Source organism: Cryobacterium arcticum, from assembly GCF_003185895.1.
Classification (GTDB): Bacteria; Actinomycetota; Actinomycetes; order Actinomycetales; family Microbacteriaceae; genus Cryobacterium; species Cryobacterium arcticum.
In genome coordinates this window covers 61,521-85,211 of record NZ_QHLY01000009.1, presented here as the reverse complement: position 1 = coordinate 85,211, position 23,691 = coordinate 61,521, and the positions used below count along the sequence as shown (strand labels likewise).

The window sequence follows — 23,691 nt, the reverse complement described above, 5'->3', positions numbered from 1 at the left end:
TACACACAGGAATCGAGTGCGCGCCTACCGAGAGGGCGCGGGCGGGCCACCAATTGCCTCCACGGTAGCCCGTCCGCGGCCCAGTGCAAGGGGCGCGAGCGGTTCCCGCACATCCTCTCGCGACGCGCCCGAAGGCGGCCGGAGTCGCCGATGTATCGCGTTTGGGGGTTGCCTCTCACGGGTGCAGACGCACAATGGAGTCATGGGTACAGCAACGCAGGGCACGTACACCGCGAAACTCACGGATGGCCCCCTCGAAGGCAAGACCGTCACCACCGAGTTCCTCGAGTCGGGGGACCCGCGGCCGCGGATAGAGATTCCCGCCGATTCGCACGGCAAACGCTACCTCTACGCGCGCGCCGCGGGACTCGAATTCGACTCCACGGATCATCCAGAACAACCGACCGCAGTGGACTACCGCTACCTCGAGGCCGTGTTCGGCTCCTCCGGCGCCGCGTCGTAGGGACGATCCACCTCAGCCTGGATCGGGTGGCCCGGCTCTGGCGCGCCCGAGCAGCGTGAAACCGCCAGCGGTGCGCGCAACTGTCACCGTCACATTCAGCCGATCGATGGTGCAGCCGCTCAGGTGGGCGGCGTTCAGTTCTGCAGCGCGCTGTGCAGCCTCACAAGGCACTCCGGGAATCAGGCCAGACGCCGTGTCCGCTCCGGCGAGCGCCGCCGCGTCGGCCGCCGAGCGCACCGACTGACCCACGCTGAGCAACCCAAGCACGGGCAACAAGACCATGGTCACCGTTGCGATCGCTCCCAGCAGGGCGATCGCGAGCACCGACCCAGAGCCGTGCTCAGCACCAGCCCAGCGGCGGGCCGCGCCTGCACCGCCGAACCACTCGTTCGGGCCGGTCATGGGCCACCGGCCAGGGCGCAGGAGCGTGCGCTGAGCACAAGACCTGCTGCGGCGAATGGGGCGAATGCGCTGGCGGCGCTCACTCCGGCGCAGATGAAGGTGCCCTGTGACTCCACGGTAAGGGTCGCGCTCGGTCCCAGGCCCTGGAGCGGGGCGGCGGCGCTGTGCGCGCTCTCCCCTCGGGCGAGCAGCCGTGCGGCTGACCCGGCGGCGTCGGTGAGGCGCACGTGCTGTCCGACCACCTGCACCGCTCCCAGACACGCCGCAAGAAGCACCAGCACGGCGGGCAGCACGGCGGCGAACTCCGCTGTCACGCTGCCCCGCTGACGGTCAGCCGACCGAAAGTGCACTACGCACCAGATCGGTGAGGATGCCGCGCACCTCGTCGCCGCGCAGAATGACGATGAGCAGGCCGGCGAAGCCGACGGCGGCCATCGTGGCCACCAGGTATTCGGCGGTCGCGGCTCCCCGCTCCTGGCGCAGCCTGAGCAGGGCGCGCGCTGTGTTGGATCGCACCGTGCGGGTGCGCACGGAACCCTCGGTGATGCCGGTGTACCTGCTCGCGGTCGGCAGAGCACGGCGCGAGCCGGCCACAGGAACGGGTCTCTCGACGGTCCCGCCGCCGGGCACCGGCCCCGCGAGCCCGGCAACGCCTGAGCTGGGGTCGGCGGGGGCTGCAACGTTGGAGGGTGCATGACTGGTGGTGGTGTGATGCATGATGGCTCCTTTCACGTCAGCGGCCGAAGCCGGTGACGCAGCGTGGCTGGCACGAGCACTGCCATCCTGCCGCCGCCGCCAGCCGGGTCGGCAACCGCAGTAACGGTTGTGCAGAAGGTCTAGAACGAGGTGAGGGTGGAGGAGAGCACACTGAGCAGGAGCGGGGCCACCCCAACAAGCATGAACGCCGGGAGCACGCACACCCCGAGCGGGACCATCAGTGACACGGCCAACTTCTCGGCCCGTTGGCGACCCGCGCTGCGGGCATCTCGGCGGGCCTGATCGGCTTCACTGCGCAGGAGCTCGCCCGCCGGCACACCGGCGCGAGCGGATAGCTCCAACACCCGGTCGATGGTTGCGTCGTCGGCAGTGCGTGCGCCGTCAGCGGGGCGCAGACCGAATCGTTCCGCACTGCTGCGTGCCGTGGCCCTCGCCCGGTCAAGCGACCCACCGCCGGCCATGCCGATCGCGGTGAGGTCGAGCTCGAGGCCGGGCGCCGCGTGCTGGGCGCTCGCGGAGCGCACAAGTGTGCGGTTCCATCCGGCGGCCGCGAGCAGAAGCAGCGAACCAGCGAGCAGGCAGGCCAGGCCCGGGCCGGTGAAGAACAAGGTGTGCACGGTGTCGAAGCCGAGCACGGTGCCGAAGAGCAGTGCGACCAGCGGCAGCACGAGCACCATGCGCGCCGTCGCTCGCGGTCCGGTGAGAGCCACGCTGAGATCGCGGTGCAGTTGGCCGAGCTCCCGGAACGCGGCAGCCTGGTCCCGCAACGCTGCCGCCAACGGAGCGCCGGACTGGGTGGCGACGTCCCAGGCCGCGGCGAGCGCCCGCCAGGCCTCACCGAGTTGGGCGGGCAGGTGCACGGCTTCGGCGGCGATCGCGTCAGCGACTCGCTCCCCCGCGTGCGCCGCCCGCGACGCGGCCAGCAGGATCGCCTCGTTGCCGTGGTCGGCGGTGCGGGCGGTCCGGCGCCGCGTTGGGCCCGGATGGTCTTCCGCAGCGGGCGGCACCAGATAATCCCAGGCCGAGACGGGTGAGACGCCCGCGGACATCAGAACGGCCAATCGTTCGGCCAGCCGGGCCACTTCCTCGATTTCGGGCGCTTGGATTCGCCGGCGTTTCATCCGGCGACCGCTGTGAGTCGTTCGGTGGCGTTGAGCGTGAACCGGCCCAGCTGGGCGAGCCGGCGCTGCCCGTCACGGCGTTCCAGGTGAAGCACCAGCCCGATCGCGCTCACCGTCTGCCGGGCCACGGCGGTCGGGCTCATGCCGGCGAGGGCGCCCAACGCCTCGAGCCGAGCGGGGACGTCGGCCAACGAGTTGGCATGCAGAGTGCCGGCCCCACCGTCGTGGCCGGTGTTGAGCGCTGCCAGGAGCTCGCGAATTTCCACTCCCCGGCACTCGCCCAGCACCAGCCGGTCCGGCCGCATCCGTAGAGCCTCGCGCAGCAGACTGTCCAGGCCGATCCGGCCAGCGCCCTCAAGGTTGGCCTGCCGGGATTCCAAGGCCACGACGTGGGGGTGGTTGATACGGAGCTCGGCGACATCCTCGATCACCACGATGCGCTCCCCCGCGGGCGCCTCGCCGAGCAGAGCGGCCAGGAGGGTGGTCTTGCCGCTGCCGGCCGCCCCGGTTACGAGCAGGTTCTCGCGGCCGAGCACCGCGGCGCGCAGCCGGCCCACCGATACGGTGGCGGCCTCACCACGACCGAACAGGCCGCCCTCGGCGAGGTCGGCGAGACCAAGGCGTTGAGAGCGCGGCAACCGAATCGACAGCAAGGTGCCGGTGCTCGATACCGGCGGCAGCACGGCATGCACCCGAATGCCATCGGCCAGGCGCACGTCGACACAGGGACTGGCCTCGTCGATGTGCCGGCCGCCCAGCGCGATCAGCCGCACGGCCAGGTCGCGGATACTGCGCTCATCACTGTGCCAATCCTGCGCCACCACCAGTCCCTTACCGGCGTCCAGCCACAGGCCGGCCTCACCGTTCACAAACAGGTCGGTGACAGCACCGGCAAGGGCGTACCGCGCCAGAGGGCCGAGCAGGCTGAGATCGGTTCGGGCAGGAAGATCGCTCGCGATGAGCTGACCAGACGCACCGGGAGCGCCCGGTTCCGCTTCATCCGATTCGGACGCCTCCGGGCGCACGACCAGAGGGTTGTTCCTGGTGAGGAAGGACGGTACAGCAATGTAGGGCTCAGGCATGCGGGCACGCTACCGGCGAGGAATCGCCGGCTGGCACCGTGGCGGTATTTGGCTGCCGGTGCGAGCCAGAGCGGCCTGTGGAGGAGCGCCGCGCCCACCGCGGTCGACAGGCCCGCGACGTCACCGAGGTGGGATGGCGGCGCCGCGAACAGCGTCGGCTTAAAAAAGGGGGGCGGCACCTATTGGGGGGAACAGGTGCCGCCTCGGCAGTGCGTTGATTGGGGGGAACCAAACGCACCACAGGTCGAACTTTCGTTCAGACATTGATAAGCATACTTGGGAAAGTCAGATGCGCAAGTCCTCCAGGTCCCCCTAAATGAGGACACGGCGAGAACTGCTCGTGAGACGCGGATTTCGAATATACCGAGCACAGAAAATCTGCTGTTCTTCCCGCAAAACTCCCCCTCGAACAGGTCTCGCTCGCCGTGTAGGGTTCAGGGATGAGGCCGCCGCGACGGCCTGACACTGCCTGTACTCGCAAAGGAGCGAACCCGCATGAGCGTGCAAATCGACCATCTTCTCCACGAAACCCGCCGATTCCCGCCGTCCGCGGAGTTCGCCGCGCAATCGGTCGCCACCGAATCGCTCTACACCGACGCGGCAGCAGATCGCCTTGGTTTCTGGGCGGATCAGGCCCGCGAGCTCGTGCACTGGCACAAGCCGTTCACCCGAACGCTGGACTGGTCGAATCCGCCGTTCGCGAAGTGGTTCGACGACGGCGAGCTCAATGTGGCCTACAACTGCCTCGACCGGCATGTGCTCGCCGGCAACGGCGACCGGGTGGCCCTGCATTGGGAGGGCGAGCCCGGCGATTCCCGCTCGATCACCTACGCCCAGCTCACCAGCGATGTGAAACGGGCCGCGAATGTGCTGCTCGGCCTGGGCGTGCAGGCCGGCGACCGAGTGGCCATCTACCTGCCCATGATTCCCGAGGCGGTCGTGGCGATGCTCGCCGTCGCGCGCATCGGCGCCGTGCACTCGGTGATCTTCGGCGGGTTCAGCGCCGAGAGCCTGCGCTCCCGCATTGACGACGCCGAAGCCGTGGTCGTGATCACGGCCGATGGCGGCTACCGCAAGGGCCGGGCCACCCCGCTCAAGCCCGCCGTGGACGCGGCCCTTGCCAGCGGCGATTCCTCGGTGCGCACAGTGCTCGTGGTCGAGCGCACCGGCGGCGACGTCGAGTGGAACGACCGTGACAAGTGGTGGCACGACGAGCTCGCCGCCGTATCCGGCGAGCACGACGCCGTGCCGTTTCCGGCCGAGAATCCGCTGTTCATCCTCTACACCTCCGGCACCACCGGCAAGCCCAAGGGCATTCTGCACACCAGCGGCGGCTACCTCACCCAGGCGGCGTTCACGCACAAATACGTCTTCGACCTCAAGCCGGAGACCGATGTGTACTGGTGCACCGCCGACGTGGGCTGGATCACCGGGCACAGCTACGTCGTCTACGGGCCTCTCGCCAACGGCGCCACCCAGGTGCTGTACGAGGGCACCCCCGACACCCCGCANGAGATCATCGAGAAGTACAAGGTCACCACCCTGTACACGGCGCCCACCGCCATCCGCACGTTCATGAAGATCGGCCGGCAAGAGCCGCAGAAGTTCGACCTGTCGAGCCTGCGCCTGCTCGGCTCGGTCGGCGAGCCGATCAACCCGGAAGCGTGGATGTGGTACCGCGAGGTGATCGGCCATCAGGTCACACCCGTGGTCGACACCTGGTGGCAGACCGAGACCGGCGCGATCATGATCTCCGCCCTGCCCGGACTCACCGAGACCAAACCCGGCTCGGCCCAGGTGGCCATTCCGGGCATCGCCATCGACGTGCTCGGCGAAGACGGTCACCACGTCGGGCACGGCAACGGCGGCCTGCTCGTGGTCACCGAACCGTGGCCGTCGATGTTGCGCGGCATCTGGGGCGACCCGGACCGGTTCGTCGAGACTTACTGGGAGAAGTTCGCCGACGCGCCGAACGCCCCGCTGTATTTCGCCGGTGACGGCGCCCGGCTCGACCGCGACGGCGACATCTGGCTGCTCGGCCGGGTGGATGACGTGATGAACGTGTCGGGACATCGGCTTTCGACCGCCGAGATCGAGTCGTCGCTGGTGGCGCATCCGATGGTGGCGGAGTCCGCCGTGGTCGGCGCGAATGACGAGACGACAGGGCAGGCCGTCGTGGCGTTCGTGATCATCAAGTACAGCCAGACGGATGCGGCCTCCCACGCCGACATCAGTGCGGTGCTGCGGGCGCATGTGACGCTGCAGATCGGCGCAATTGCCCGGCCGCGGGAGATCTTCATCGTGAACGAGTTGCCCAAGACCCGGTCGGGCAAGATCATGCGCCGGCTGCTGCGCGATGTGGCGGAAGGCCGAGAGGTCGGCGACACCACAACCCTCGCCGACACCTCGATCATGCAGATCATCACCGACAGCATGCGCTAATCGGCTCTCGCGAGCTGAGAGAAAAGCACCTCCACGAGCCCTCGGCTAGTGCTTTTCTCTCAGTTCGCGTACACGAAGGACATTTACGGTGGGGCGAATGCCTGCCGTTGAACCCCGGAACCGATTGGTCGCACTCGACGCCCTGCGGGGCGTGGCCGCCGTCATCGTGTTGGTGCACCACATCTCGATGACGTCGCCGGCGGTCTCCGCCGCCTACTCGTCGAGCACCGACGTGCCCATCTTCTCCACCGGCTGGTGGGCGACCCTCTCCCCGCTGAAGATCTTCTTCGCCGGACCCGAATTCGTGCTGGTCTTCTTTGTCCTCAGCGGTTTCGTGCTCGTGCTGTCGCCGCTACGCCAGTCCGTGAGGGGCTACAACTGGCTGGCGTATTACCCCCGACGCATCGTACGACTGGCGATCCCGGTAGTCGTCTCCGTGGTTCTTGCCGCGATGTGGATCGCGCTCGTGCCGCGCACGGGAGTCGGCGGTGCGTGGATGGCGAAGCAGGGCAGCCCAGATCTCGGCCTCGGCAACCTGTTGCGCGAGGCCAGCATCGTGGGTTACACCGGCCGGCCCGACGTCAACCCGCCACTGTGGTCGCTCGCCTGGGAGATGTGGTTCTCGCTGCTACTGCCGGTGGGAGTGATCCTGGCAGTGGCCACCCGCCGGTGGACCCTCTCCTGGGCGGCGGCGCTCCTAGCCGCGTCCACCATCGGATACCTGCTCGCCGTCGAACCGCTCATGTATCTGCCGGCGTTCGCGCTGGGCGCCCTGCTCGCCGCGAATCACCGGTCCCTGCAGGCGACTTCAACCCGGCTCGCGGGCGGCCCGGCCGGCACACTCGCCTGGGCAGTTCTGGCCGCGCTCGGCCCGCTGCTGTTGATAGCTCACTGGCTGTTTCGGCCGGTGCTGACCGGGCCGTGGAATGAACTGACCCTGGCCCTGCGGGTTCCGGGGGCCGTTCTGATCGTGGCGACCGTGGCACTGTGGCCACCGGTGCAACGCCTGCTCAGCGGCCGCCTGCTGGGCTGGCTCGGCCGAATCAGTTTCAGCCTGTACCTGGTACATTTTCCCGTCGTGGTCACCTTCGGGCAGGTGTTCGGCCCCGAACGCTGGTGGTGGGGCGCGTTGGTCTCGGTGCCGGTCAGCTTGGGTCTCGCCCAGCTGATGTACCGGTGGGTGGAGTTGCCCGCCCAGGCGCTGGCCGCTCGCGTCGGGGCGGCATTCTCGGCGGGGCAGGCGCGGGCAAAGGCTGCCACGCCGGCCTGAGAGACTCGCGAGGTCTCGACGGGCTCGACCAGCGATGAGCCGGACCCGCGAGACCCGCGATCCTGAGAAAGCTCCTAGGCGAACGAAACGACGAGTTCGACCTCGACCGGGGAGTCTAGTGGCAGCACGGCCACGCCGACGGCTGAACGGGCGTGCACGCCGATCGTTCCGAAGATCTCCCCGAGCACGTCCGATGCGCCGTTGATCACGCCGGGCTGGCCGGTGAAGTCGGGGGCGGAGGCGACGAAGCCGGTGACCTTGACCACCTGGGTGATGCGATCGAGCGACCCGATCACGCTCTGAATCGCGGCCAGCGCATTCAAGGCGCTCTGCCGGGCATACTCCTTGGCGTCGGCGGCCGGAACGAGACCGTGACCGCCACCGACCTTACCCGTGGCGGGCAGCGCGCCCGACACCATCGGCAGCTGACCGGAGGTGAACACCAGCGAGCCGCTCACCACGGCGGGCACGTAGGAGGCGACCGGCGGAACGACCGAGGGAAGTTCGATTCCCAGTTCGGCCAAGCGAGCCTCAATCTGCGACATGGTCATGCTCCTTCCGCGCCGGAGACCGGGCGCTTGAGATAGGCGACGAGTCCGCCCTCGGGGCCGGTGACGACCTGCACGAGCTCCCAGCCTTCCGATCCCCAGTTGTTGAGGATGGCAGCGGTGTTGTGGATCATCAGCGGTGTAGTGAGGTATTCCCAGGCAGTCATACGGCTCCGATTCAGGCGGTTTTTCAGAATTGTCCCTTACGCTCAATTGTATGTCTGCCAAAAAACGTACGGTTAGTGGAGCGCTCGGCGGCCTCCTCGGTTTCGTCGGGATGAGCGCGGTAGCCGGTGTTCTGGTCACCGTCGCCGTCACTCCTGCACTGGCGTTGTCAGGCATGGCCACCACCAGCACGATCAACGTGTTCGAAAACCTGCCCGACTATCTCAAGGTCGACCAGCTCGCCCAGAAGAGCACCATCTATGCCGTGCAGAACGACGGCACGCCATACGCACTGGCCTCCTTCTACGACCAGAACCGGGTTGAAGTTCCCCTGGCAAGCATGAGCCAGTTCGTGCAGGACGCCGCTGTCTCGGGTGAGGACCCCCGGTTCTACGAGCACGGTGGCGTGGACCTGCAGGGAACTATTCGTGGCGCTCTCTCAACTGTCACCGGCGGCGGTACCCAGGGTGGATCATCCATCACCCAGCAGTACGTCAAGAACGTGCTCGTGCAGAAGTGTGAGGTTCTCACCGACCAGGACAAACTGGATGCCTGCTACGAAGAGGCCACCGAGACCTCCCCCGAGCGCAAGCTCAAGGAGATGCGGTTCGCCATCGGCGTGGAGAAGACCTACGACAAGGCCGAAATCCTGCAGGGCTACCTCAACATCACCCTGTTCGGCGGCAGCGTGTACGGCATCGAGAGCGCCTCGAACTTCTACTTCAACACCAGCGCAGCCAACCTCACTCTGTCGCAGTCAGCCAGCCTCATCGCGATCGTGAACAACCCGGAAAAGTTCCGCCTCGACCAGCCTGAGAGCGAGACGAACGGAGCCGCGAACGGTTACGCCGACAACAAGCAGCGACGCGACTACATCCTGGGCGAAATGCTCAAGTACAACAAGGTCACCCAGGAGCAGTATGACGAGGCCATCGCCTCGCCGATCACGCCGACCATCACCGAGCCGAGCACCGGCTGCCAGACCGCGGGTGGCAGCGCGTACTTCTGCGACTACGTCACCCACATCCTCAAGAGCGACCCCACCTTTGGTGAAGACGAAGACACCCGCATGACCAACTTCCGTCGCGGTGGTTACGACATCTACACCACCCTCGACCTCGAACTCCAGTCGGCAGCCGAGGCGACGATGGGCGAAAACGTACCCCAGACCTACACTGACCCCGACACCGGTGAGGTGTGGGACCTCGGCGGAGTGGCCACCTCCGTGCAGGTGGGCACCGGGCGCGTTCTCGCCATGGCGCAAAATAAGGTCTACAGCCAGGATCCGGAGGTGCAGGCCACCGGAGCCCAGTACTCCGGGATCAACTACAACACCGACTACGACCAGGGCGGCTCGAGCGGATTCCAGCCCGGCTCGACCTACAAGGTCTTCACGCTCGCAGAATGGCTGAAGGAAGGCCACGCGCTCAGCGAACGGGTCGATTCCGCCCGCAAGTCGGACTGGGGAACTTTCCAGGACTATTGCAGCGGTCCGCAGACGTTCCCCGGTTACAACCCCAAGAACGATGCCAACGAAAGCGGCACGAACTACAGCGCTCTGCAGTCGACCATCAACTCGATCAACACCGGCTTCCTCGGCATGGCCAAGAAGCTCGACCTCTGCAAGATCAGGGACACCGCGGAGTCATTCGGCGTGCACCGCGCCGATGGCAATGAGCTGGAGAAGGGTGCGTCCTCGGTGCTGGGCACGAACGAGATTGCGCCGCTGAGCATGGCCGTGGCATTCGCGGGCATCGCGAACAACGGCACCACCTGCTCGGCAGTGGTCATCGACCGCATCGTCGGACCGGACGACGCGGAAATCGAGCCGCCGGCCTCAACCTGCGCCCAGTCGGTCGAACCGTCAGTCGCCGCGGGCATGGCTTACGCCATGGAACGCGTGCTCACCGAGGGGTCTGCGACCCAGTCCAACGGCGCCACCTACCCGAAGGTGCCAATGATCGGCAAGACCGGTACCACCGACGGCGCCAAGGACACCTGGATGAGTGGCGCGAGCACCAAGGTCGCCACCGTCGTGGGTGTGGTGAGTGTCACCGGCGACGCCAACCAGCGCGGCATCTATTTCGATAGCGGTCAGGCGGCAACTGCCCGGCACCGCATGTGGCCGGACATCATGAGTGTCGCCAACGCCAAGTACGGTGGCGATGAATTCGCCGAGGCGTCAAACAACGTGATCCAGGGCGCCCAGGTTGCTGTTCCCGACGTGCGAGGCCAGTCAATCGACGATGCCACGAACGCCCTTGAAGGAGCCGGCTTCGACGTTCTGGACGGCGGCGTCACCGACTCAGAGCTTCCCGCCGGCACCGTGGCCCGCACTGACCCGGCCAACGGTTCCACGGCCAGCAACGGAGCAACGATCACCGTCTACACGAGCAACGGAACGCAGTCAGTGCTGCCGGATGTCACGGGTCAGACCCTCGGCCAAGCCAAGTCCACGCTGAACGGATTCAACGTCGTGAATACCGAGCAGGCTGTCACCGACCCGGCGCAGAACGGCAAGGTGCTCTCGATGAGTCCCGCCGCCGGCAGTACAGCAGCCAAGGGCTCCAGCGTCACGGTCGTCATCGGCAAGGTCGCGGGAGCTGCAGGTTGAGCGCCGCACGCGCCCTCCTCAGTTCGGCCGCCGTTGTGACGGCGGCCGGGCTGGCAGCGGTGGCCTGGGGGTCATTGGTGGAACGCCGCCGTTTCACCTTGCGCGAAGTGACCGTGCCGGTGCTCGCGCCGGGTTCGGCTCCGATCCGAGTACTGCACCTGTCCGACCTCCACATGGCCCCCTGGCAGCGCGACAAGCAGGAGTGGGTGCGCGGTCTCGCCGCGCTGGAGCCCGACCTGGTCGTGAACACCGGAGACAACCTGGGCCATGAGGACGGAATCGCGGGTGTTGAGTTCGCCCTCGAACCGTTCAACGGCATCCCGGGCATTTTCGTCAATGGGTCGAACGACTTCTTCGGCCCGCAGCCGAAGAACCCGCTCAAGTACTTCGGTGGCCCCTCCCGGCTCGCCGGCATGCCCCGCGCAGAGCTCGACACCGACGACCTGCACCGGGTCTTCGCCGACCTCGGCTGGACCGACCTGAACAATGCGGCCGAGGCCTTGGACATCAACGGAACCCACCTGGAGATCTTCGGCGTGGACGATCCGCATATCAGGCGTGATCGGCTCGACCTGATCACCGGCGCCATCGACGAGCTGCGTGGCAACGACCCCCTCGCCGAGGAGACCTGGCCCGACCCCGGCACGCCCGCGGCACCGCGCTCCACCCTCACCGTGGGCGTCGTGCACGCGCCATACCAGCGGGTGCTGAACTCGTTCGTGAATCACGGTGCCCAGCTGATCCTGGCCGGTCACACGCACGGCGGTCAGGTGTGTGTGCCCAAATTCGGCGCCCTGGTGACCAATTGCGACATCCCCCGCCGACAGGTGAAGGGCCTCAGCTTCTGGAACGTGGGTCTGCGCACAGCATTCCTCAACGTGTCGGCCGGGCTGGGCACCTCCATCTACGCTCCGGTGCGGTTCGCCTGCCCGCCAGAGGCGACACTGCTCACCCTCACCGCCACCTAAGTCCCCCTTCCTGGGGGACATGACACACCTCCCACCATCGGTTCATCCTCTAGGCTCACGTCTATGGGGGATTACAAGAGAACATTTGGCGGCGTCGTCGGCGGGCTTTTTGGCATAGTCGCCATGAGCGCTGCAGCCGGCCTGTTGGTCACCGTCGCGATCACGCCGGCGCTCGCGGTGTCCAGCCTGGCCACAACGAGCACGATCAACGTCTTCGAGAACATGCCGAACTACCTGAAGATCGACCAGCTGTCGCAGGTGAGTTCCATTTACGCCGTGCAGAACGACGGCACGCCCTACAAGCTGGCATCGTTCTATGACCAGAACCGCGTGGAAGTGCCGCTGCAAGCCACGAGCCAGTTCGTGCGCGATGCCGTCGTCGCCGGCGAGGACCCCCGGTTCTACGAGCACGGTGGCGTAGACCTGCAGGGCACCATTCGCGGCGCATTGTCGACCTTCGGCGACGGCGACGTATCCGGCGGCTCGTCGGTGACCCAGCAGTACGTCAAGAATGTGCTCGTGCAAAAGTGCGAGGTGCTCAGCGACCAGGAAGCCCTCGATGCCTGCTTCAAGGACGCGACCAAAACCACCCCAGAACGCAAGCTCAAGGAGATGCGACTGGCCATCGGAGTGGAAAAGACGTACACCAAAGACGAGATTCTGCAGGGCTATCTGAACATCACCGGGTTCGGCGGCACCGTCTACGGCATTCAGGCCGCAGCCGAGTACTACTACAGCGCCTCGGCCGGCACGCTCACCCTGCCGCAGGCAGCCAGCCTCATCGCGATCGTGAACAACCCGGAGAAGTTCCGTCTCGACAACCCCGAGAGCGAAACCAACGGTGCCGCGAACGGGTACGCCGACAACAAGGTGCGTCGCGACTACATTCTCGGCGAGATGCTCCAGTACGAGAAGATCAGCCAGGAAGACCACGACGCTGCCGTAGCCAGCGTGATCGCGCCCGTAATCCGGGAGCCCAGCACGGGCTGCCAGACCGCCGGCGGCGCTGCGTACTTCTGCGACTACGTCACACAGGTGCTCAAAACGGATCCCACCTTCGGCGCCGACGAAGACACCCGCATGCTCAACTTCCGCCGCGGCGGTTACCAGATCTACACCACCCTCGACCTCGACATGCAGTCGGCGTCGGAAGCCGCCCTCGCCGAGAACGTGCCCCAGACCTTCACCGACCCTTACACCGGTGCGGTGTGGGACGTCGGCGGGGTTGCCACGAGTGTGCAGGTCGGCACCGGCCGGGTCATCTCGATGGCGCAGAACAAGATCTACACCCAGGAAGAAGTCGCCCCGGGCCCGGAGTACACGGGCATCAACTACAACACCGACTTCAGCCAGGGCGGTTCCTCGGGCTTCCAGCCCGGCTCCACCTACAAGGTCTTCACCCTGGCGGAGTGGCTGAAAGAGGGCCACGCCCTCGGCGAACGGGTGGACTCGTCGGTGAAATCCGACTGGGGCACCTTCCCCGACAGCTGCGATGGCCCGCAAAATTACGGAGCCGGCTTCGCGCCCAAGAACGACAGCAACGAGAGCGGGCGCAACTACACCGCCCTGGAATCCACCATCGGCTCGATCAATACCGGGTTCATCGGCATGGCCAAGAAGCTCGACCTGTGCAAGATCCGGCAGACAGCCGAGGCGTTCGGCGTGCACCGCGCCAACGGTGACCCGCTGCAGCAGGGTGCCAGCTCGGTGCTCGGCACCAACGAGATCGCCCCGCTCACCATGGCCGTCGCCTTCGCCGGCATCGCCAACAACGGCAGCACGTGCTCCGCGATCGTCATCGACCGCATCACCGGCGCCGACGGTGCCGAGATCGCACCGCCGACGTCCACCTGCACGCAGTCGGTCGAGCCCGCCGTTGCCGCGGGCATGGCCTACGCGATGAAACGGGTCATGACCAGCGGAACAGCCTCGCCGTCGAATGGCAACACGTACCCGCATGTACCGATGATCGGCAAGACCGGAACCACCGACGGCAACAAGGACACCTGGATGAGTGGCGCGAGCACTAAAATCGCCACTGTGGTGGGAGTCGTGAGCGTCACCGGCGACAAAAACCAGCGCAACACCTACTTTGAGAGTGGCCAGGCGTCCACGGCGCGGCACAAGATGTGGCCGGACATCATGAGTGTCGCCAACGCCAAGTACGGCGGCGATGAGTTCGCCGAGGCCTCGAGCAATCTCGTTCAGGGCGTGCAGGTGACGGTGCCCGACGTGCGCGGCCAGTCGATCGACCAGGCGCGGAACGAAATCGAATCCGACGGCTTCGGCTTCCTCGATGGCGGGGTCACCGATTCGGAACTGCCCGCCGGCACCATAGCGCGCAGTGAACCAGCCGGCGGCGACTCCACCAGCATCGGTGGCCTGGTCACGGTCTTCACCAGCAACGGCTCGCAGGTGCTGCTGCCCGACGTGGTGGGACAGTCGCTTCCCCAGGCAAAGGGAACTCTGAACGGGTTCACGGTGTCAACCATGGATCAGACCGTCAGCGACAAGAACCAGGACGGCAAGGTGCTGGTCATGAATCCGGTGGCCGGCAGTCCGGCCATACCCGGTGGAACCGTGGTCGTCGTGATCGGCAAGTACAAGGCGCCGTAGCCAACTCTCGGGTAGAGCCTGTCGAAACCCTTGGGTCCGATGGGGTTATACTTGTCGAGGTCCACAGGGCCATCGGGGTATGGCGCAGCTTGGTAGCGCGCGTCGTTCGGGACGACGAGGTCGCAGGTTCAAATCCTGTTACCCCGACAGAAAAGACCCCCACTCATGCGAGTGGGGGTTTTTCTGTTCTCTCACGTCTCGCGCCAGAAGGGCCAACGACCATGGCTGACTCCCCCACCTCCGCAGCCGCTCCGGCGGTGTCCCGGCGCGCCTGGCAGGCGCTCATCGTTCTGCTGGCCGGCATGTTCATGGCACTGCTCGACACCACGATCGTCAATGTGGCCCTTCCCACGATTCAGAGCAGCCTGGATGCCTCCGAAGCAACGCTCTCCTGGATCATCTCCGGCTACGCCCTGGCATTCGGCCTTGCACTTATCCCCGCCGGCCGCATCGGCGACCGGATCGGCCATAAGTGGGTGTTCTTCACCGGCCTGGCCCTGTTCACGGCCGCCAGCCTTGCCTGCGGCCTTGCTCAGAACGACCTGCAGCTGATCATCGCCCGCGTCGTGCAGGGCCTGGCCGGCGGAATCTTCGTGCCCGCCGTCACCGCCGTCATCCAGCTGATGTTCCCGCCGCGCTTTCGTGGCAAGGCCTTTGCAATCATGGGTTCGGTCATCGGTGTGTCCACGGCTCTGGGCCCCATCGTCGGTGGTCTGATCATCGAAGCCTTCGGCACCGAGAACGGCTGGCGCCTGGTCTTCTGGGTCAACCTGCCGATCGGCGTCGTCGCCCTCATTGCCGCCGCCGTCTTGCTGCCCTCCGGTACCGGTGCGGCCTCGCAGGCCGGTACTCCCGCCGCTTCCCGCATCGATCTGATCGGCCTCCTGCTGCTCTCGGCCGGCCTCGTGGCCCTCCTGGTTCCGCTCATCGAAGGCCAGGACCAGGGCTGGCCGCTCTGGACCTACCTCGTCCTGGGGGCTGGCGTGCTGTTGATCGTGGCATTCGGCGGCTGGGAAGTGGCCGTCGCCAAGCGGGGTGACAGCCCCCTCGTGCCGCCGCACTTGTTCACCCATCCCGCATTCAGCGGCGGTGTTGTGCTCGCTCTGGTTTACTTCGCGGCGTTCACCAGCATCTTCTTCACCATCTCGATTCTCTGGCAGGCGGGCCTCGGCCACACCGCGCTCGAGTCTGGGCTGGTCTCGATTCCCTTCGCCATCGGATCGATCATTGCTTCGTCGCAGAGCAATCGCCTCACCCAGCGGCTGGGCCGTACCGTGCTTGTCGCCGGCGTAGCTCTGGTCACCCTCGGCCTGGTCTGGATCTGGTTGGTGCTCCTGCTCACCGCCCCGGCAGACCTGACCAACTGGATCTTGCTGCCGCCGCTGTTCATCGCCGGGCTCGGCAGCGGCTGCTTCATCGCGCCGAATGTGGCGTTCATCGTTGCTACCGTGGATCGCGCGGAGGCCGGGGCGGCCAGTGGCGTCGTGGGCGTCATGCAGCGAGTCGGCAGCGCAGCCGGTATCGCGGTGGTCGGCAGCGTCTTCTTCGGCACCCTCGTGGTTGCCGGCCCCGGTGCCGACGCCGTGGCACAGGGCTTCACTGACAGCGCCACCCTGGCCATGGCAGTCAGCGCTGCCTTGAGCGTGGTTGCGCTACTCCTCGTTTTCCTGCTGCCCAAGCGTGTCGACTCCCCCGGCGTTCGCTGACGGTTATCTGGGGAGCGCGCCGCGCCGCTTTGAACGGAAGGCATGCCTCGCTAGGGTGGAGCATTGGCTTATTGACGGTGATGTCCGCCCGCGATAGGCACGCATGGGTGGCCCTCGCAGCACAGAGGAGGTCGCGTGAGCGCATTGGCAAGACAACGCCACGCCGCCCTGCAACGTGCCGCTCTGTGGCTGGGCTCTCTGTATCTCGTTGCTCTCGCGCTGATCGCACTGTGGCCCACCCCGGTCGACCGAATCGCAAATCGTCAGATCGTGCGCATACTGATCAAGTTGCACGATCATGGCGTCCCTAATTGGTTCAGCTATGCCCTGATCGAGTTCTCCGCCAACATCGTGCTCTTCCTCCCGGTTGGCATGCTCGGCGTGATTCTGCTCGGCAGCGCCCGGTGGTGGGTGGCCATCCTCATCGGTTTCGGCGCGAGCTGTCTCATCGAGCTGAGCCAGCTGGTGTTCTTGCCGTCGAGATACGCCACCTTCGTGGACGTGCTGGCGAATACGCTCGGGGCCGCCGTGGGGGCAGCGCTGGCACTCGTCGTGCTCTCCACCATCACCGCCCGGAGTAGCACCAGCTCGCAACCGACTGCCGGCCCGAGCTAACTGACGCTCCTGAGTCCGACCGCGAGATCGTCGAGAGTGTCAGATCGAAACGCGTCTTGCACAGCCGGCAACGCTGCCCGGTCGAGGGTGATCATCACCTGTCCGTCTGGGGAGGTTCCCGCGCCCAGGGTCGGAATGGTGAAAAAGGTAACGTCGTCGGCGCGCACCTCCCGCAACTCCACGCCGAGACCAACCAGGTCGGTGGAAGCCAGGGTGTCATCGACCGCCAGGTGCTCGGTGACCGCGCCGATCACGGCGCTCACCCGTCCCGGATCGGTAAGGGTGGCCTGCTCCAGGATGCCGTCGAAAATCGCCGCGATCAACAACTGCTGATTGTGAACCCGCTGAACGTCGCCGTCCGGGAACGCGGCGCGCTCACGGGCGAAGGCGAGAGCCTCGGTTCCGGTGAGGTGCTGCGGGCCCTGCGGGAACGCATGGCCCGTCAAATAGAACGAATCGAAGGCAATGGGATTGTCGATGTCCACCCCGCCGAGCGCATCGGTCAGCCCCTGGAATCCACCGAAGTCCACCACCGCCACATGGTCGATGCGTGCGTCGATCAGGCTCTCGACGGTCTGTACGGCGAGGGGAACGCCGCCCCACGACATCGCGGCGCTCACTTTGGCTTCGCCGTGTCCAGGAATTGCCAGCCAGGTATCCCGGGGAATCGACATCACGGTGATCTGATCGCGGTCGGCGGGCACATGCATGACCACGAGGGTGTCGGAGTTCTGACCGTTGATCTCCGCAAGCGAGCCCTTGTGCTCACCGCGGGAGTCGGAGCCCAGCAGCAGGAAATTCATCGACGACGCCGCTACACCGCTGGTCACCGGCGGCCGGTCGGCCTCGGCCGGAAACGCGTTTGGGATCTTCTCCACCGCTTGGAAGGTGGCCAGTACGCTGCCGGCGGTGACGCCGGTGACCACCAGCACCACCACCGCGACGATACTGAGGACAATCACGACGATTCGCCGGACCCGGCGCTTTCCACCCGTCCCCGTCAGCGTCGTCGGTGCAGATTGCGCGCTCATACGCTAACCAGCGGCCTGCAGGTGCGGGGCGACACCGCCGAGATTGTCTAGCCAAAATGCATCTTGCACCCCGGGCAGCGCCGCCCAATCCAGATTGACGATCGACTGTCCATCAGCTGACGTCCCGGTGCCAGCGGTCGGAATCGTGAAGAAGGTGATGTCGCCAGCCCGCACGTTTGCCAGCTCCACGCCCAGCGTCGCCAAGTCGACCGAACTCAGCTCGTTGTCGACAGCGATATGCGTCTGCAGGGCCCGGATCGCCCCGTTCATGGCGACCGGGTCGGTGAGCGTCGATCTGTCGGTGAGTCCGGTGAACAGAGCACTTATCAACAGCTGCTGGTTCCGCACACGTTGGAAGTCGCCGTCGGCGAAGGCGTAACGCTCCCGGGCGAACGCAAGCGCCTCGGTACCGTCGAGGTGTTGTGCCCCCTGAGCGAAGGTGTGGCCTTTCAAATGGTACGAGTCGAAGGCAACGGGGTTGTCGATGTCCACCCCGCCGAGCGCATCGGTCAGCGCCTTGAAACCGGAGAAATCAACCACCGCCACGTGGTCGATGCGGGCACCGATCAACCCCTCCACGGTTTGCACCGCCAACGGCACCCCGCCATACGACAACGCCGCGTTGATCTTGGCTTCGCCGTAGCCCGGGATCTCCAACCAACTGTCTCGCGGTATCGACATCACCGACAATTGCTGACGATCAGCCGGAATGTGCACGATGACGATGGTGTCGGATCGTTGCCCGCTGATGTTGGCGATGGACCCGGAGCTGGCGCCGCGGGTGTCAGAACCCAGAAGCAGAAAGTTCAACGCTGAGGCCGCAACTCCAGTCGACACCGGTGGACGAGCGGCATCGTCGGCGGGGAAGGCATCCGGGATCTTCTCTACGGATTCGAAGCTGCGCGACAGATTCCACACCGTGAGGGCGGCGATCCCGAGCACGACCACAGCGAAAGCCCCGAAGCACAAAAAGACAATCCGCCAGGCCCTGCTCCCGGGCGGAGGCGTCGCCTGATGGCGCGGCGAAATACTCTGCACTGTGGGCATCGGGTTGCCTCCTGCGGACCGAACGGGTAGCGGTGCGCACACCATAGACCGAGGGCATCACCCCGGATAGGTTGCCGGGTACGGCTGACTCTCGAACTGGGGTGCCTCATTTAGGGGACAAATACCGGTCGGAGCCGCTATAGTCGCCGCATGGGCATCCGCCGACGGACTCGTCGGATTCGCCGCTGGTACCGACGACGTGAATACAGCGCCGGGATGCTGGCCGCCCAGATCATCTTCGTGGCCGTGTGTGCGGTGGCCGCCGCCACCGTAGTCGTGTGGGCATTGTGACTACCGGCACCCGCGTTCTCCCAGCGTTTTCACCCGGGAAGTGTGGGTAAGCTCTCCGGATGCGCCTTCTAGCCCCCGCCACCTGCGTTCTCGCAGTAGTCTTGCTCGCCGGCTGCGCCGCCAGCACTCCGGTCACTTCGCCCACACCAACGGCCACGAAGTCCGCCACCCCGCTCACTGAGCCCCAGCTGCTCGACAAGCAGACCAAGACCATGGTCAACCTGTACAGCGAGGTCGTCTGCACGAACCTCACCGACAACCCCGACATCGACCTGAACGCTGCCGTCGACAAGGTCTTGGCAACGTACGCGACAGAGGGCCTCTCCGAAGCATCCCGGATCGAACTGGCCCACCGGGTTCTCGAGCAGTCTGCCGCCAAGAGCTGCCCCGATCAGAGTGAGCGGGTCGCGTCGGACCTCGCTGAATAAACCCGCCGCTCGGAACCACCTCGGAACTACCTCGGCACCTGCAAGAAACCTCTGCGTAACCTGAATCTGGCCTAATGGTGAGATGGCCAACGCAATCACCAAAGCAGTCATTCCCGCCGCCGGAATGGGAACTCGATTCCTGCCGGCCACGAAGGCGATGCCGAAGGAGATGCTGCCGGTTGTCGACAAACCGGCTATCCAGTACGTCGTGGAGGAAGCTGTCGCCGCGGGTCTGACCGACGTCCTGATGATCACCGGGCGAAACAAGAACGCGCTCGAGAACCACTTCGACCGGATGACAGAGCTCGAAGACGTGCTGGTGAAGAAGGGTGACCACGGACGCCTTGCTGCCGTGCTGCACTCTACGACCCTGGCCGACATGCATTATGTGCGGCAGGGCGATCCGAACGGCCTGGGTCACGCCGTACTACGAGCCAAGATGCACGTCGGCCAGGAACCCTTCGCGGTGTTGCTCGGTGACGACCTTATCGACCCCCGGGACCCGCTGCTCGCGAAGATGCTTGCCGAGCAGGCGAAACGCAACACCAGCATCGTCGCGCTTCTCGAAGTCGACCCCGACAGCATCCACCTCTACGGAGCGGCAGCGGTCGAAGCCACCGATGATCCCGACGTCGTGCGAATCACCGGCCTGGTTGAAAAGCCCAACAGCGCCGATGCCCCGTCCAACCTGGCCGTCATCGGGCGCTATGTGCTGCGCCCTGAGGTCTTCGAGGTACTCGAGCGCACCGCGCCGGGCAAAGGCAACGAAATCCAGCTCACCGACGCCCTGCAGGAGATGGCGGCCACCCCTGGCGACACCGGCGGGGTCTATGGCGTCATCTTCCGCGGCCGCCGTTACGACACCGGCGACCGACTGGACTACATCAAGGCCATCGTGCAGTTGGCCGTTGAACGTGACGACCTCGGCTTAGACCTGCGCCCCTGGCTCCAGGAGTTCGTCAAGACACTCGACGCATAAGCGCATCCGGAGGGTTCGGTTGCGGGAAGCACCGCTTAAGGGCTAACCGGGGTATCTTGTGCAGCACCCGCGGCACTTACCCTGCTGCGGGTACGCGTTGGACCCGCTGACGCGTACTAGACATGCTCCCCGAAGAGGATGTGCCCATGATCCGACTGCGCCTGCCCAAGTCCCGCTTGCAGCACTGGTTCGACCGTGAAGTCACCAAACCGCTCACAGCGATGTATTCACGCCTCGACGAGCACCAGCTGCAGGACTCGGACAGGTCAGTCCCGCAGCGCACTGCGGCTACGAGGAAACGGTCTGCAGCGTCGGAATAAGCGCTTCGAGGAACGATGCAGTGTCTTCCCAGCCCTCGACAGCGACGCAGTCGACACCGAGCGCCTTGACCGGGTAGTCGTTGCCGTTCTCGTCGAGCCTGTCACCGACGAAGAGCATATCGTCGAGTGATATTCCGGTCAGTTCCGCCAAGCGGTTCATGCCATAGGCCTTGTCGATGCCGCGCCGGGTGATGTCGACCGAAGTCGACCCGCCCGAGCGCACTTCCAGGTCGGGCAGCAGAGCCTGCACAGCCTCGCGAAGGGCCGTCTTCTTGGCGCCGTCCACATCCCACTGGGTCTTCGCCGCGACTGGCGCAGCTTGGCCCAGCGCAGAGAAGGTGATCTGCGAACCGCGGTCTTCGAGAATCGGACCCCACGTTTCACTCTCCCAATAGCCAAGCGCTTTGGCTGTCTCTTCCACAGCGGCCAGGGCACGCTGCTTCTGATCGTCGGTCAGGTTCTCGGCGTAGACCTGCGTCCACGCGCTGTCTTCATACCGGTAGTACTGGGTACCGCAAGTGGGCATCAGGTGCAGCCGGGTCAGCGCCTTGGAGTCCACATCCGTGAGGTTATCGATCACCTGCATCGTGAACTGGGCGAATTGTCCGCCGGAGATGACGCAGACCTGCGCGACGCCCAACAGGCGCACGAGCAGTTCGGCCATTCGCGGGTCGATGGGTGACTTCGACGGTGCGAGGGTGTCGTCAAGATCGAAAGCGACCAGTTGAGGGTGAAGCGTTGCCATCTAGGGGCGGCCCAATCCGTAGTATGTCCAGCCGGCGGCGCGCCATTTGGCGGCGTCGAGGGTGTTGCGCCCGTCCACAATCGTAGGCGTCTGCACCAGGGTGGCCGCCCAGACGGGGTCGATGTCCTTGAATTCCGGCCATTCGGTCACCAGTACAACAGCGGCGGCATCGCGGAGCGTGGCTTCGATGTCGAGATTGTAGGTCAACTGCGGGTGGCGCGAACGAGAGTTTTCGATCGCCTGCGGGTCGGTTGCGACCACGTCGGCGCCGAGCCCGCGCAGCTGAACGGCCACGTCAAGCGCCGGCGAGTCCCGCACGTCGTCGGAGTGCGGCTTGAAGCTCAAACCGAGCACGGCGACCTTGGCGTTGAACACGTTGCCGTCGAGTGCGTTGACCGCCAGGTCGACGACACGCTGCCGACGGCGCAGGTTGATGGAATCGACTTCCTTGAGGAACGCGACGGACTCACCACGGCCGAGCTCTTCAGCTCGTGCGGTGAAAGCGCGGATGTCCTTGGGCAGGCAGCCGCCACCAAAGCCCACACCGGCGTTCAGGAACCGGCGTCCGATGCGCGCGTCGTAACCGATGGCATCGGCGAGCTGGGTGACGTCGGCGCCGGAGACTTCGGCGATTTCGGCCATGGCGTTGATGAAGCTGATCTTGGTGGCCAGGAACGCGTTGGCGGCGACCTTGACGAGTTCGGCGGTGGCGTAGTCGGTGACGACGAGCGGGGTCTGAGTGGCCATGGCCGACGCGTAGACCTCGTTCAGCTGTGCGACGGCACGCTCGCCGGCTTCGCCGGCTGGCACGCCGTAGACGAGGCGGTCGGGGCTGATGGTGTCTTGCACCGCGAATCCTTCTCGCAGGAACTCGGGGTTCCAGGCCAGGGCGGCACCGGTTCCCGAGGCCTCGATGACGTCGGCAAGGCGGGCAGCCGTGCCCACGGGCACAGTGCTCTTGCCGACGATGAGATCCCCGGCATTAAGGTACGGCAGAAGGGCCTCCACGGCGCCGTTCACGTACGTAAGGTCGGCGGCATGGCTACCCTGCTTCTGTGGTGTGCCCACCGCCACGAAATGCACGGTGGCACCTGCCGCATCCGCGATGTCGGTGCTGAAACGCAGTCGGCCTGAGGCCGTCGCGGAGGTGAGAACTTCGGGCAGACCGGGCTCGAAGAACGGGGTTCTACCCGCGGAGAGAGCCGCGATCTTGGCCGGGTCGACGTCGATGCCTACGACCTCGTGGCCAAGCTCGGCCATGGCCGATGCGTGCACGGCGCCGAGGTAGCCACAGCCAATGACTGAAATCTTCACAGTTGGATCCCCATAAGACAAGCCTACCGGCAGCGTCTGGGCTGCTCGGTTGGCGACGATTGGTGGTTGGGCAGCGTCCTGCGCGTCCCAGTAATTGCATTTCTTCTTAAGAAAAGGCCCCGGACTGTGTCCGGGGCCTTTCCTAACGCTCTACATCCTGGCTAGCAACTTCACACAGTGTCGGAAGATGTTGCCTCTAGCGGAACTCGGGATGTGAGTTAGGCGGTTGCGCGCTGGCGGCGAACGACGCCGAGCACGACGACCAGTGCAACACCGAGGAGCAGCGCGCCGGCTGCACCCCAGATGGCGAGCATCGGGGTGTTGTAACCGGTGCTGGCGAGGCCGCCTGCAGCCGAGTCAGATGAACCGGTACCGGCGTCAGCCGAACCGACGGTGAGCGACGCGGTACCAACGGTGCCGGAGGTGAGGCCGGTTGCGGTGACCGTGTAGGTACCGGTCGCATCGGTCGGGAGCTTCACGTCGAGCGAGACCGCGCCGGTGTCGCTCGCGGTCTTTACGAGGCTCTGCGAGTTCACGACGGACTTGAAGGTCGCGAGAGTGGCGCCGACTGCGTTCTCACCGGTAAGAGTGAAGGAAACGTCTTCGCCCGGGGTGAAGGACCCGTCGGTGAAGCTGACGGTGACGACGCTACCGGGAGTAACAGCACCGGAGACGGTGATGTTGCCGACCGGAACGTAGCCGGCGGCGTTAGCCGCGGCCGGAACTGCGAAAATTGCGAGAACCGCGAGAGCGATTGCCGCTAAGGACTTTTTGAACATGGAGGTACCCCCTGCTGATGTGCAATGA

Annotated in this window: 23 protein-coding genes and 1 tRNA gene; 12 read left to right on the top strand and 12 right to left on the bottom strand. The window is 65.7% G+C overall.

The genetic code is table 11. The features are described 5' to 3' along the window. Positions 1-202: 202 nt before the first annotated feature. Positions 203-463, top strand: a complete 261-nt coding sequence (locus tag CTB96_RS08475; protein WP_110126493.1) for a hypothetical protein — start codon at positions 203-205, stop codon at positions 461-463. A 12-nt stretch (positions 464-475) separates the two neighbouring features. On the opposite strand, the gene CTB96_RS08470 is transcribed toward CTB96_RS08475, so the two are convergent. The 5 genes from CTB96_RS08470 to CTB96_RS08450 all read right to left on the bottom strand — a co-directional run bounded on the left by CTB96_RS08470 (position 476) and on the right by CTB96_RS08450 (position 3,785). Then, on the bottom strand, positions 476-865 hold the full coding sequence (locus CTB96_RS08470) for an Rv3654c family TadE-like protein (RefSeq protein ID WP_110126492.1): 390 nt from the start codon (positions 863-865) through the stop codon (positions 476-478). Then, positions 862-1,179 (bottom strand): TadE family type IV pilus minor pilin, encoded by a 318-nt coding sequence (locus CTB96_RS08465; RefSeq protein WP_248283286.1) that lies wholly within the window; start codon positions 1,177-1,179, stop codon positions 862-864. Before CTB96_RS08465 ends, CTB96_RS08470 begins: the two co-directional genes overlap by 4 nt. 16 nt (positions 1,180-1,195) lie before the next feature. Next, on the bottom strand, positions 1,196-1,582 hold the full coding sequence (locus CTB96_RS21020) for a DUF4244 domain-containing protein (RefSeq protein WP_427846476.1): 387 nt from the start codon (positions 1,580-1,582) through the stop codon (positions 1,196-1,198). 119 nt (positions 1,583-1,701) lie between these two features. After that, a complete protein-coding gene (locus CTB96_RS08455) occupies positions 1,702-2,703 on the bottom strand; it encodes a hypothetical protein (RefSeq protein ID WP_110126490.1) in 1,002 nt (333 codons plus the stop codon). After that, entirely contained in the window at positions 2,700-3,785 is a 1,086-nt protein-coding gene (locus CTB96_RS08450) for a TadA family conjugal transfer-associated ATPase (protein ID WP_110126489.1), read from the bottom strand. Before CTB96_RS08450 ends, CTB96_RS08455 begins: the two co-directional genes overlap by 4 nt. A 495-nt stretch (positions 3,786-4,280) precedes the next feature. Between CTB96_RS08450 and acs the strand changes: the two genes are divergently transcribed. Continuing rightward, positions 4,281-6,227: an acetate--CoA ligase gene (gene acs, locus CTB96_RS08445; RefSeq protein ID WP_110126488.1), complete on the top strand. Its 1,947-nt coding sequence runs from the start codon at positions 4,281-4,283 to the stop codon at positions 6,225-6,227. Positions 6,228-6,324: 97 nt separating this feature from the next. Continuing rightward, positions 6,325-7,497 carry an acyltransferase family protein gene (locus CTB96_RS08440; RefSeq protein WP_110126487.1) on the top strand — a complete coding sequence of 391 codons (1,173 nt, stop codon included), beginning with the start codon at positions 6,325-6,327 and terminating at the stop codon, positions 7,495-7,497. Positions 7,498-7,571: 74 nt separating this feature from the next. On the opposite strand, the gene CTB96_RS08435 is transcribed toward CTB96_RS08440, so the two are convergent. Then, the gene (locus CTB96_RS08435; RefSeq protein ID WP_110126486.1) at positions 7,572-8,042 is read right to left on the bottom strand and encodes a RidA family protein; all 471 of its coding nucleotides are present in this window, start codon (positions 8,040-8,042) and stop codon (positions 7,572-7,574) included. A gap of 2 nt (positions 8,043-8,044) precedes the next feature. Continuing rightward, a complete protein-coding gene (gene sp36 / locus CTB96_RS20485) occupies positions 8,045-8,212 on the bottom strand; it encodes a Sp36 family protein (RefSeq protein ID WP_181397202.1) in 168 nt (55 codons plus the stop codon). Positions 8,213-8,262: 50 nt separating this feature from the next. On the opposite strand from sp36, the gene CTB96_RS08430 reads away from it, so the two are divergent. From CTB96_RS08430 to CTB96_RS08405, 6 genes are all read left to right on the top strand, one after another. Then, positions 8,263-10,824 carry a transglycosylase domain-containing protein gene (locus CTB96_RS08430; protein WP_110126485.1) on the top strand — a complete coding sequence of 854 codons (2,562 nt, stop codon included), beginning with the start codon at positions 8,263-8,265 and terminating at the stop codon, positions 10,822-10,824. Continuing rightward, positions 10,821-11,792 (top strand): metallophosphoesterase, encoded by a 972-nt coding sequence (locus CTB96_RS08425; RefSeq protein WP_110126484.1) that lies wholly within the window; start codon positions 10,821-10,823, stop codon positions 11,790-11,792. The genes CTB96_RS08430 and CTB96_RS08425 overlap by 4 nt, the downstream gene beginning before the upstream one ends. A 123-nt stretch (positions 11,793-11,915) precedes the next feature. Further along, the gene (locus CTB96_RS08420; protein WP_181397201.1) at positions 11,916-14,408 is read left to right on the top strand and encodes a transglycosylase domain-containing protein; all 2,493 of its coding nucleotides are present in this window, start codon (positions 11,916-11,918) and stop codon (positions 14,406-14,408) included. 73 nt (positions 14,409-14,481) lie between these two features. Next, positions 14,482-14,555, top strand: a tRNA-Pro gene (locus tag CTB96_RS08415). Positions 14,556-14,629: 74 nt separating this feature from the next. After that, the gene (locus CTB96_RS08410; protein ID WP_110126482.1) at positions 14,630-16,114 is read left to right on the top strand and encodes a DHA2 family efflux MFS transporter permease subunit; all 1,485 of its coding nucleotides are present in this window, start codon (positions 14,630-14,632) and stop codon (positions 16,112-16,114) included. Positions 16,115-16,249: 135 nt separating this feature from the next. Next, positions 16,250-16,729: a VanZ family protein gene (locus tag CTB96_RS08405; protein WP_181397200.1), complete on the top strand. Its 480-nt coding sequence runs from the start codon at positions 16,250-16,252 to the stop codon at positions 16,727-16,729. Here CTB96_RS08405 and CTB96_RS08400 read toward each other — a convergent pair. Together CTB96_RS08400 and CTB96_RS08395 are read right to left on the bottom strand one after the other, a co-directional pair. Next, positions 16,726-17,760: an LCP family protein gene (locus tag CTB96_RS08400; RefSeq protein ID WP_110126480.1), complete on the bottom strand. Its 1,035-nt coding sequence runs from the start codon at positions 17,758-17,760 to the stop codon at positions 16,726-16,728. The two genes, CTB96_RS08405 and CTB96_RS08400, sit on opposite strands and share 4 nt — an antisense overlap. A 3-nt stretch (positions 17,761-17,763) precedes the next feature. Continuing rightward, entirely contained in the window at positions 17,764-18,807 is a 1,044-nt protein-coding gene (locus tag CTB96_RS08395; RefSeq protein WP_181397199.1) for an LCP family protein, read from the bottom strand. A gap of 150 nt (positions 18,808-18,957) precedes the next feature. Between CTB96_RS08395 and CTB96_RS20480 the strand changes: the two genes are divergently transcribed. From CTB96_RS20480 to galU, 3 genes are all read left to right on the top strand, one after another. Continuing rightward, positions 18,958-19,098 (top strand): hypothetical protein, encoded by a 141-nt coding sequence (locus CTB96_RS20480; protein ID WP_181397198.1) that lies wholly within the window; start codon positions 18,958-18,960, stop codon positions 19,096-19,098. A gap of 59 nt (positions 19,099-19,157) precedes the next feature. Then, positions 19,158-19,526: a hypothetical protein gene (locus tag CTB96_RS08390; protein ID WP_146215774.1), complete on the top strand. Its 369-nt coding sequence runs from the start codon at positions 19,158-19,160 to the stop codon at positions 19,524-19,526. An 82-nt stretch (positions 19,527-19,608) separates the two neighbouring features. Further along, on the top strand, positions 19,609-20,505 hold the full coding sequence (gene galU, locus CTB96_RS08385; RefSeq protein ID WP_110126477.1) for a UTP--glucose-1-phosphate uridylyltransferase GalU: 897 nt from the start codon (positions 19,609-19,611) through the stop codon (positions 20,503-20,505). A gap of 288 nt (positions 20,506-20,793) precedes the next feature. Here galU and CTB96_RS08380 read toward each other — a convergent pair whose 3' ends face one another. The 3 genes from CTB96_RS08380 to CTB96_RS08370 all read right to left on the bottom strand — a co-directional run bounded on the left by CTB96_RS08380 (position 20,794) and on the right by CTB96_RS08370 (position 23,663). Next, positions 20,794-21,570, bottom strand: a complete 777-nt coding sequence (locus CTB96_RS08380) for an HAD-IIB family hydrolase (RefSeq protein ID WP_110126476.1) — start codon at positions 21,568-21,570, stop codon at positions 20,794-20,796. Further along, positions 21,571-22,884: a UDP-glucose dehydrogenase family protein gene (locus CTB96_RS08375; protein ID WP_110126475.1), complete on the bottom strand. Its 1,314-nt coding sequence runs from the start codon at positions 22,882-22,884 to the stop codon at positions 21,571-21,573. A gap of 218 nt (positions 22,885-23,102) precedes the next feature. After that, positions 23,103-23,663, bottom strand: coding sequence for a sortase (locus CTB96_RS08370; RefSeq protein WP_110126474.1), 561 nt, complete (start codon positions 23,661-23,663; stop codon positions 23,103-23,105). Between the last annotated feature and the right edge of the window lie 28 nt (positions 23,664-23,691).